Annotated in this window: 1 protein-coding gene and 1 pseudogene; one reads left to right on the top strand and one right to left on the bottom strand. The window is 44.2% G+C overall.

What is annotated here, in order from left to right:
• Window positions 1-120: 120 nt before the first annotated feature.
• Window positions 121-9639, top strand: a pseudogene (locus RM368_RS36605) (Ig-like domain-containing protein); the annotation flags it as partial.
• Window positions 9640-9756: 117 nt separating this feature from the next.
• Here RM368_RS36605 and RM368_RS38955 read toward each other — a convergent pair.
• Window positions 9757-10368, bottom strand: a complete 612-nt coding sequence (locus RM368_RS38955; RefSeq protein WP_416212291.1) for a pentapeptide repeat-containing protein — start codon at window positions 10366-10368, stop codon at window positions 9757-9759.
• Between the last annotated feature and the right edge of the window lie 1154 nt (window positions 10369-11522).

The following is an 11522-nucleotide window of genomic DNA, read 5'->3' as shown; positions in this document are numbered from 1 at the left end:
TTATATCCTCAAGCTAGACTCTACCCGTTGTCAAAATTTGAATTTGGAATTGCTGCGGCGATTGCAGAATTCACCAACGTTACCCTCAACCGGGGTGAAACACGAGATTTGGTACTAAGGGTGAGTGATGCTGATAATGACCCGTTGGTGTTGCAACTTAAAGCCGAATCTACAGGATATGGTATCCCTGATTTTGTCAAATTTACTGATAATGGCGATGGGACAGCTACATTGCGCCTAACTCCTGGAGTTAGTGATGGTGGCAATTATTCCTTTACTCTGGTCGCAGCTGATAATGGAAATGGCGGTGGTGTCAATGCTGTGCAACGAGATGAATATACCTTTGTTGTTTCAGTGAATGCACCCAATGACGCACCGAAATTGCCTTTCATTGGAAACAAAGTTGCAGTTGTTGGTGAGACTCTGGAATTTATTGTTAAAGCCAGCGATCGCAATCAAGATAATTTAAACTTTAATCTGAGTAGTCTGCCTGCTGGTGCCACCCTTACACCCACTGCAATTTATGGGGAAGCATTATTCAGTTGGACACCGACACTTGCTGATATCGGCACATCTCCTGTCACCATTCGGGTTCAAGATAGCGGTAATGGCAATTCAACAGAGGTTCTTACCAGTCAGCAAGCCTTTAATTTAATTGTTCGCACTTCTAACACTGCACCTATACTTTCAGCAATTGCCAATCAAACTGTCGCTGAAGGGCAAACTCTCACTTTGGCATTATCAAGCAGTGATGCTGATGGCGATACTCTTACTTACTCTGCATCAAATTTACCCCCAGGTGCGGTACTTGACTCTGCACAAGGAATACTCACTTGGACACCCAATTTAGCACAGGCAGGAACTTATAATAACATCACTGTGACTGCAAGTGATGGTAATAAGAGCAGTTCTCAAACTTTTGCAATTCTGGTAAATAATACAAATCAGGCTCCTGTGCTAGCACCGTTGCCTATTCAAACTGGACTTGAAAACAACCAAGTCGGGTTTACCTTGGCGGCGGGAGATATTGATAACGATTCATTAATTTACTCGGCTGTTTCAGCTTTGCCAACTGGTGCTGCTTTTGACCCGCGCACAGGTCAGTTTACTTGGAAGCCCAATTATGAACAGGCGGGTGAATATGTATTAAGATTTGCGGCAACTGATGCTCAAGGTGCTAGTGATATCCGCGATGTGACTTTGCGTATTGCCAACGTCAACCGCACTCCTGCAATCTCTGTGTCACCCCATGCTGTGGCGCTGGGTGAAACACTGCAATTTACAGTTGCTGGGACTGACCCAGATAACAACACAAATCTCACCTACACAGCTGTTGATTTACCTCTGGGTGCGGTACTTGATGCGGTGACAGGACGGTTTACTTGGACACCCAATCCCGGACAAGTGGGTGATTATGGTGTTACTTACAGTGTTAGCGATGGCGAGAAAACAGTAACGCAGACATCTCTTGTGCGAGTGGCAATCGCACCAACACCACCAACTGTTAATTTTGATTTAACATCAAGTTTCCCGGCTGTTCCAGGACAAAGGGTGATAGTACAAACTCTCGCTTCGGGCTTGGCTGCAATTACCAATTTAACTGCCACGGTTGATGGTAGACCTGTAACTGTTGATAGTCAAGGCAGAATTGAGATTACCCCAACTACTCCTGGTCGCTTGGTTGTCGATGTGACTGCAACTGATGCAGATGGTCACGTTGGTCATAATAGTACTGTAGTTAAGGTGCGCGACCAGCAAGACTTGGCTGCACCCATAGTTGCATTTGCGCCTGGGTTAGATGGGGCGTTACTAAAGAGTCTCACTAATATTATTGGCAGTGTTAGCGATGTCAATCTTGATAGCTGGGTACTAGAAATCGCTGATTTTGGTGAGAATGTCTACAGAACACTAGCTAGTGGTAATGGTGCTGTCAGCGATTTGACTCTGGCTCAATTTGATCCTGGTAAGCTAGAAAATGGTTTCTATCAGTTGCGCTTGAGAGCGACTGATATTAGCGATCGCTCTTCATCAACTCAAGCAGTAGTCGAGGTCAATACTACCACCAAGGCGAGTGCCTATATCAGAACTGAAACTGATTTATCTCTAACTTTTTCTTCTCCCTACACCCTACACCCCACACCCTACACCCTCAACCTCATACGCACCTACAGTTCTCTCAACGCTGATGAAGTTGGCAGCTTTGGTAACGGTTGGCAGTTGGCTGCTTTAGATACCAACATTCAAACCTTAGTACTGTTGACAGGACGGGAATCATTAGGCGTTTATGAGCCATTCCGTCTTGGGACAAGGCTTTATCTGACTACTCCGACTGGTGAAAGGGTTGGGTTTACGTTTGCACCGCAGAAACACACAATTCCTGGTCTTACTTATTACACACCTAGTTGGGTGGCAGATTCCGGGGTGAATTATACCTTTTCTTCAGCAGATGCAAAACTGACTTTGGCTGGTAATCGCTTCTATGACCTGAAGACGGGCCATGCTTATAATCCTGGCAGTGGGGAGTTTGATGGTGCTGATTACACGCTCTCCTCGGCAGAGGGTACTGTTTATCACCTGAGTTCTGGTGGTGGTGTTACTGAGCAAATTGGGGTTAATGGTACACGTCTAATATATAGCGATAGTGGTATTACTAGTTCCACTGGGGAAACGGTACGTTTTGTCAAGGATGGTGCTGGCAGATTAACGCAGATTACTGCTCCAGATGGTAGTTTGGTAACTTACAGCTATGACACCGAAGGTAATTTGGTATCAGCCCGTAATCTTGCATCTGGACAAGCTAGCCGTTATGGCTACTCCCTCTCTCCCTCCCTCCCTCACTCCCTCACTCCTCTTCTCACTTTAGCAACGGGAACACCTGGGACAGGAGGAGAAGCGATCGCCTATTCTACGAATACACCGCAAGTATCGTCCATCAACGCGGATTTGGGTGGTGCAGTGTTATGGAATAATAAGACTACCACTTCAGTTGGTAACGAACGTTATACCTTCAGTTTGCGCGATAGCGAACTCAATTCTACTGCTACAGGTATTGTGTTGGTTGGCGTGGATGTCTCAGAGGGCGGTGTCTCTGTTCTCAATGGTTTGAGTCCTGTTGCAGCATCGGGTGGTTATGCACTGTATGCAATTGAGAAAGCTGGCTTGAATTTACTGCAAGTTGCAGGTAATGGCGCGTATAACTTGCAATTGGCGATCGTTGGGGATGTCAACCGCGATGGCAGAGTTGATGGGGTGGATAGTGGATTGTTAGAAGGGGCGATCTCTTCTGGGGTTTACAGTGCTACTTACGATTTCAACCGCGATGGTGTCATTAATGCTGCTGATGTGCAGATTCTCGGTAGTAATTATGGGTTTAGGGCAAATCAGGCTCCTGTAGTCACTTCTACATCTGTGCTAACGCATACTGATTTATCAACTAGCATTGCCCTGGATAAATTAGCTACTGACCCTGAAGGCGATCGCATCTTTTACCGCATCATCAATCCCGTGAATGGGACGGTAACGTTTACTCCAGATGGTCATTCTGCACGGTTTACACCAAATGCTGGTTATTCGGGAACGGCAAGTTTTGAAGTTGTTGCTGATGATGGGTTTAGTAGTTCTGCACCTGCTTTGGTGACGGTGAATGTTAGCAATGCGGCGTTGGTAAATCTTGATTTTGCACGGCGCGGTTTGCGGTTGGATGCGGGTGAAAGTGCTGATTTGGTGGTGGTTGGGGATTTTGCTGACCAACAAGATGTGATTCTGCCTTATTCGTATTTGCAGTTGGCATCGGATAATACTGCGGTGGCGGCGGTGTCTGCGGGTAAGGTGATGGGGTTAAGTGATGGGGTGTCTGTGCTGAGTGCGGCGCGGAATGGTATTCAGGCGGTGACGGCGCTGAGGGTGGGTGAACTTGGTGCGCCGACAAATCAAGCCGAGTTTAATGTGGTACTTGCTGAAACCAATGGGCTAAATGTGTATCCCAAAGCCGTGACACTGGTAGAAGGCATTACACGCAAAATATTGGTTGGTATCAATGAAGTAATGGATTCGCCAGATTTAAGAACAGCAGCTTCTGGCACTCGCTACTTCGTGAGTAATCACAATATATTACAAGTAACTCCAGATGGGTTGATAACTGCAACAGATGAAGGCGTAGCGAATGTAACTGTTATTCATGGTGCAGCAGAGTATGTAATTCCCGTGCAGGTAGAGATTCCACATCTAAATTCCGCGACTTTAGGTGTTAATGGTGGTGTGGTACAAGCCATTGATGGGTCAATGGTTATGGTTGCTCCTGGTGCTTTAAAAGGGGAGAGTAATGTCAGCATTCAACAGATAAGTAAGGAAAACCTGACGACACTACCAATTACAGAAGACAAATTCTCGATTGCTGGGGCATTCAAATTAGATGTGGGTGATAAACCTTTAGATATACCTGTCCAATTGGCAATTCCTGCACCTAATGATTTAGCTACTGGTCAAGAAGTTTTCTTTATCCGCCAAACAGAACTACCAGATGAAACTGGTACTCTAAAATCTGTTTGGATACTTGAAGAATCTGGGATTGTTGGCGATGATCGCATGATTCGCACTCAGTCACCACCTTGGGCAGGTGCATTTACTTCTGGAACATTTGCCTATATAGTTCCAAAAACTGATAACTCTGAAGTCATAGCCTTAGGTATAGCGACGAGCCTTGCAGCAGGATTTGCATTTGCAAAGCTTTCACCCAACATATTGATAGCAGGTGCTGTTATAGGAATTGGTTTAATTACATTAGGGTATTTGCTATCTGAGCAGCTAAATAAAAAAGATGTAGAGATAGTCTCAATACCACAAGTAGGGTTACCTTATACAACCAAAGCAAATATCCAACTTAATCTTGACCAAATCAAATCAAGGGTTACTCCTAGTGCCATAATTCAAGTTCCACCGCCTCCAGTAGTAACAAATATCACACCAATAGCTGAAAACGTAGCATTAGACTTTGATGAACAAGGAGCGTTTTTGCGTGTAACGGGTCATAACTTTGGAAACAAACCCGAAAACCTGAAAGTTGATTTAAAATTTGGTCTTCAAACTTTTGAGCAAGGCGGCATCATCATACTAGACCCAGAAGCAGAAGGCAAAGAAGAATTAAAATTCCGTCTCCCTGATTTTCTACCTTACAACAATGATGTAAGCTTTACAATTGCGCGGCAGATACCCTCACAAATAGGAACACCAGTAGAGGAAGAGAGTGAGCTAGTTAAGGTTCCTGTTCCTGTTTGTATTGAAACTGCTGTTACAGTTAATGCACTGAGCGATACTGTTAAATTAATTAATGCGCTCAATCCCAAACAAGTAATTACAGATGCAGGTGTTGAAAATCTTCTATTAGCGAGTATTCCTGTAGGAACTCCTGACAAGAAAGACAACCCTAGATATATTGCTACTACCAGTGATGCCTCTGTTGCTTACGTACCTTTAATGGGATCTGGTGAGATTGCGGTAGTAGATGTAGTAGGAATGCGACCATTGGACGTAGACCCCACTAAAGAAGGCATTAACTCTATTCGCTTACAAAATGCGGCTGGTGCGGCACCTGCTGATATTGTTATTCATCCAAATAATAAGTTTGCCTATGTAGCAGACAGAAACAAAGGGCAGATTTTTGTTCTAGATATCGATCCTTCGTCACCAAATTATAACAAGCACATTAGTACCATTCCTATCAATAATGCGCTGTCTGGGATACGCCAGATGGCAATGAATAGTGATGGCACTCGCTTGTTTGTGACCATAGCTAATAGTTCTAAACCCGGTAAAGGTACAATTTCAGTTATCAACATTGACCCCAATGACCGACCCAGCAACGGAGTGCAAGTAAATACCCGCAAATGGCATCAACAAATTGGTGAAATTGAAACATCAGCAGGAGTAGAAGGCATTTCTGCTACTCCCGAAGTAGACAAGATGATTTTCACCAATCGTTTGAAAGATGCTGAAGGATATGGGGTTTTGACAATTACCAAAGATGACCCCAGTCAATTTACAGCTACTATAAAGTATGCTCAGTTAAATTTAGGTAGTATTTATGATTATTTTGATGTCAACGAAGCAGTAGCCGTCTCGATGATACGCGATCCTGGCAACGGTGAGGAGTATGCTTTTGTTGCAGGTCGCAATGGTCGAAATTTTGGCAGTGGAATTGAAAGTATTGATGGGTCAAAAGCTGGTAGCAGTATCGGGATTATCAAAGACCCATTAGGTGATAACCCTCAATTAATTGCAGCTACTCGACCAATTCCAATGGGGCTTACCCAAGACTTAGCTATTACTAGTGATAACCGATACTTATACGCAACTAATCCAGGTGTTAACGGTACTTTCGTGTATGATGTCCAGGAAATTATTAAAACTATCAAGGAGAAATCGTCTCAGCAGTTAAGTGACAAGCCGCTTGATGAACTGAACTCAGCCGTTGGTATTGCTGCTAACTTTGGCTCAGGTAGCAGTGCTAGCGCTCTTGGTATTGGTGCTTCCTTTGGATTGGGAATCGCCTCAACAAGACCTTTACTGAACTTAATTCAACCTATCCAGGTGATTAATGAAGAGACACTGACACCGACATTCCAATGGAATTTTGCAGGGATAACAGACGATGTATTAAATATATGTTACAACCCGACAAAAGAAGAAGAAGTTAAAGAAGTTAATCTCTATGTCAGTGTATTTCCTAAAGGTCAAGGATTGTTGCCAAAGGACAGGTGGCCAGAGTTAAAGGATATACCAGCAACACAAGACAACAGACTAATCAATGACTACAACTCTAATCGCATCCTGACTGCCAAGTGGACGAAGAGCATTGTAGCAGCTTCAAGTGAACAAGGAGTTTGGACTTGGAATGGTGGAAGTAAAATTGGCAGCAATGATGAATTTATTCTTCCAGATAATCTCACTCTAACATCTGGCCAAGATTATTACTGGGCTGTGGAAGCTGTTACTGATAAAGGCAAGAAATATATTGTTGAAAATGGTGAATTTGAGACTCCATTACCAGAAGCTACTAACAACGAAACATTTACTAGTATCACAATCTTAACTCGTGGTGTTGAGCCTACCTTTGGTTATAAAGTTGATGACCAAATTGAAGAGATAGCTAAACATATTGCAGGTAAAGATGGTGCTGTTTTAAAATACAATGCGAATACTGGTACATGGCAACAATTTGGTGATAAATCGTCGCAGAGAGGTCAACCATTAGTACTATTAGCCGACTGGATAGAAGCTGCTCCTGACCAAACTAAATTTTACAATGCTGGGTTTGCGGAAGCTGCGGCAGATACTCTGTTTGCGTCGCTGGTACAGTTAGACCAGAGGTATGCTAACACGATTGGAGATGATAGCCAGGGAGCTATTTTTGACTCACGGCTACATTTTATTGGTTTTGGTCAGGGTGCGGTAGTTAACAGCGAAATTATTCAACGTTTGGGTACTTATTTCCCGAATGCAGGTGGTATTGATTCTGTTAACCGCGACCTGCAAATGACTACCATCGACCCCCATGATTATGATGAAAATTCTCCCGCCGGAAATTTCCGAAATATTCTTGACCCAGTAATAACAGTTTGGAAAAATGTCACTTTTGCAGATAACTACTATCAAGAAGCTAGCGGTTCCCAAACACTTGCAGGTCGTCAACTTACTGATAGAATTACATCTCCTGTTACGTATAATTCAAATGCGGATTTAAATGTTAATCTTTCTCAATGGGCTGGTTTTGATCTGGATGACCCTAAAGGTAGCGCACATCGACTGGCTTTAACGTGGTATGCAGGAACGGCAGATTTAAACGAAACCAAAATCGGTGATGATATTTACCGCCGCCTAGGTGATTTAGAAGTTGCTAAAGCTAAGAATGGAACAAATACAACTCCTTGGTATACTCCTGACCATACCGATGCGAATTTGATTCACGGTGCGGATAATGCACCTTGGGAGGGTATTGGTACGGGTTGGTTCTATTCAGTTCTCGGTGGTGGTTCGGAGTTGCGTCCATACGTGATGTCAACTAACAATACTAAACAAACAAGACAGGAACTTGCTGGACAAGAATTTGTGATACAAGACCCTATTACAGGGGAATCTAGACAATCGAATAACTTTGAATTATATATCAACAGTAATCGCGTTGCTGTAGATTACGATAATACTAAAGAACGCCAGATGCGCGGTGACTTTGCAGTTCCCACGCTGTTTAATGGGAATTTCGATGCGGTTAAGTTCAATGCAGGGGAACAGCAAAATATTGCTGGTTGGTCTTTATACAATGGCGAAAATAATAATTTAACCCAGGCTTCTTTGGTTGATTGGCGTACAATAAATGGTTTAATGACACGTTGGGATGGAGCAGATAGTCTTAATTATCTGGAGAAGTTAGGCATTAATCCTTTTGCTGCGGATTACCAGCCAAATTATGCTTTAAGGTTACAAGATAATCAAAGTATTATTCATGACCGCTTTGTTGTTCCTGATTGGGGTGTGCTGCGGTTTAATTTGCATGTTGCAAATCCTAATGGTGGAACTGTTACAGTTTCTATTCAAGGTGATGCTGATGGTTATCGAAACTTCCAACAAATAGGCACTATTGATTTAAGGGTGGCAGATGGTAGGGCAAATCCAGGTGATGCATCAGAAACTCCTTACCGTTTGGGTTATCCTGATACCGATATCAATCGAATTGGTTATGGAACTAGAGGGTTTGAGACTTTCCACGTAGATATTCCTGATGAGCTACGGAGTAGAGCAGCAACCCTTAAATTTGAGGTTAATGGCAATATTATTTACCTAGATGATGTTTTCTTCAAGAGCGAACATCTTCTTTTAGGTAACCCAACATTAAATGAACAGGAGGCAAGGCCTGATGCAGAAACTAATGCTAACAATTATTTGATTGAAAAACCGCAGTATTCGTTGTCTTACAATGAAAGTAAAAAAGAACCAAATTGGGTAAGTTGGAAACTCAATCAAAGCTGGTTAGGAGATACACCAAGACCAAATTCCGAAAGGTCTCCAGTGCCAACAGATTATCCAGGCAATCCTGACAACTATCCTTGGTTACCTGATAACTCTCTTCCTTCAAACTTAGAACGTGCAAATGGCATTGAGTATTTAGGTAGCAGATTTGACCGCGGTCATATTGCGCCCAATGCAGACCGCAACAGGATTGAGAAAGATCAGTTTGCAACCTTTTTGACAACCAACCTCTTACCGCTAGACCCAGACAATAATAGACAAGGAACAGCTTGGGCTGCATTGGAACGTTTCAGCAGTGGAATTGTCAAAAGAGGGAATAAAGAACTTTATATTATCGCTGGTGGAGCCGCCTCTGAAAATTATTCACCTGGTGAGGTCTACCCTGGCAATCCTCTGAATTTTGAGCGAATTTACATTCCTGAAGAAACTTGGAAAGTTATTGTCGTCCTCAACCCTGGTCAGAGTTTAGCTGATATCTCTGTTAATACACCTGTAATTGGCATTGTAACTCCAAATTTTAGCAATCCTCGCACACCAGATGAGCCTGTTGCTGACTGGTCAGCATACATTAGAAGCGTTGATTACATTGAAGAAATAACAGGACTTGACTTACTCTCTAATTTGCCAGATGACATTGAACGAGATATTGAAAGGAAAGAGTATTCTGGTCCAACAACTGTCCAAGGATTTTTGATGCAACCGTCAGCGAACCTCTTAGCTGATGAAGCTAGATTGTCAAATTCCATACAGTTCATCACAATGGTCGTTCCTGACAATACCATCAGGCATAATCGTTTGGCAAAAGAAGCATCCATCAAGGATACTACCTCTAAGGTTAGCTCCGCTGAAATTAGCCCCCTCCAAATTGGCATCACTGAGGTCAGCCTCAGTCAAATCAGCCCCCCTGAAAACAGTATTAACAAGGACAGCTTCACACAATTTCGCCTCTATCAAGACAGCGTTATCAAGACCAGCGCTTCGCAAATTCGCACTGCTCAGGTCAGCCCTACTCAAATCGGCTCCATCCAACCCAGACTCAATCAAACTAGCTTTTCTCAAATTAGCTCTGCTGAAATCAGCACCAATCAAATCAACCTCACACAAATTGGTTCTCTCAAGAATGGCTTCGACCAAGTTGACACCACCCATATTAGCGTTATCCAAAATGGCTCTACTCAAGTTGGCACCTTCCAAGTCAGTACCAACCAATTCAGCACTATGCAAATTCGCTCCAACCAAGATAATGCCTCTCAAGTTGGCATCTCTCAACTCAATCCATTGCAAATTTACTCCACTGAAATCCCTTTCCCCAGCAGCATATCGCTGGAGCAACTCTTCAGCATCCATAACTTAAGTCCTGCATTAATTAACATATTCCAAGATAACTCACTCAACCTGTGGCAAACTCTTTTCGATCCCACTACCCCCTTTGACCTCACTCTCCAAATCGAAGATCTCCCCACAGGACAACTAGCCGAAGCCCAAATCACCAACTACGACACCCTTGGTCGCCCCAACGGTGGTACAATCCTCATCGACGATGATGCCAACGGAATCGGCTGGTTCATCGACCCCACCCCCTACGACAACACTGAATTCACCCAAACCCTCACTGACACAGCCTTCCGCGCCACCACAGGCGACGCATACGGCAAATACGACCTGCTAACCAGCATCCTGCACGAAATGGGACACCTAGCAGGCATCATCTCCGGCTACACTGAATTTGACCGCCACATCCAAACCGTCAACGGTTCCAAACTCTTCATAGGCGACAACTTCACCGCCACCCTCACTAATGACGGCAGCCACCTCGATTCTAAACTGTATCCCTTCGACCTAATGAACACCTCCCTCTCCCCAGGTGTCCGTAAACTCCCCTCCCTTATCGACCTGCAAATCCTGAACGCAGTCCGCTCCTTGGAGTGGGGGAGTGGGAGAGTGGGAGATGGGGGGAATGCCTTGCAAGCGCCTCTCAACTCCGACCCCCTAATCGGCATCCTCAACGGCGACTTCGACACCCAAACCGACTGGTCAACTCGTGGTGCAGCCAACATCCTCAACTCCCAAGCCGTCCTCACCGAAGACTCCCCCTTTAACAGCAACTTTACCCAAAACTTCATCATCCCCTCACACGCCAAATACCTGCAATTCACCATCCTTGACACCCAACTAGGAACCAACGAATTTGCCCCCAACGATGCCTTTGAAGTCGCCCTATTAGATGCCCGCACCCTCACCCCCCTAGTCGGCACATCCATAGGACTCACCCAAACCGACTCCCTCCTCAACCTCCAGCAAACCGGCAATGCATACTTCAGCGATCAAGTCAAGATAGCAGGTGCAAACACCTCCGGCGACAAAATAGCCCTGAACACACCGCGCACCGTCAAAATCGACATCAGCAACATAGCTCCTGGAACCCTTGCCACCTTATACTTTGACCTACTATAGGAATCATATTTGATTTCTGAAAAAGACTACGAGATAATACGGAGGAA

Origin of the sequence: Nostoc sp. DedSLP03 (assembly GCF_034530815.1) — a bacterium.
Taxonomy (GTDB): Bacteria; Cyanobacteriota; Cyanobacteriia; order Cyanobacteriales; family Nostocaceae; genus Nostoc.
Note: the sequence above shows the minus strand (reverse complement) of the source record. Positions and strands in the feature narration are given on the sequence as shown.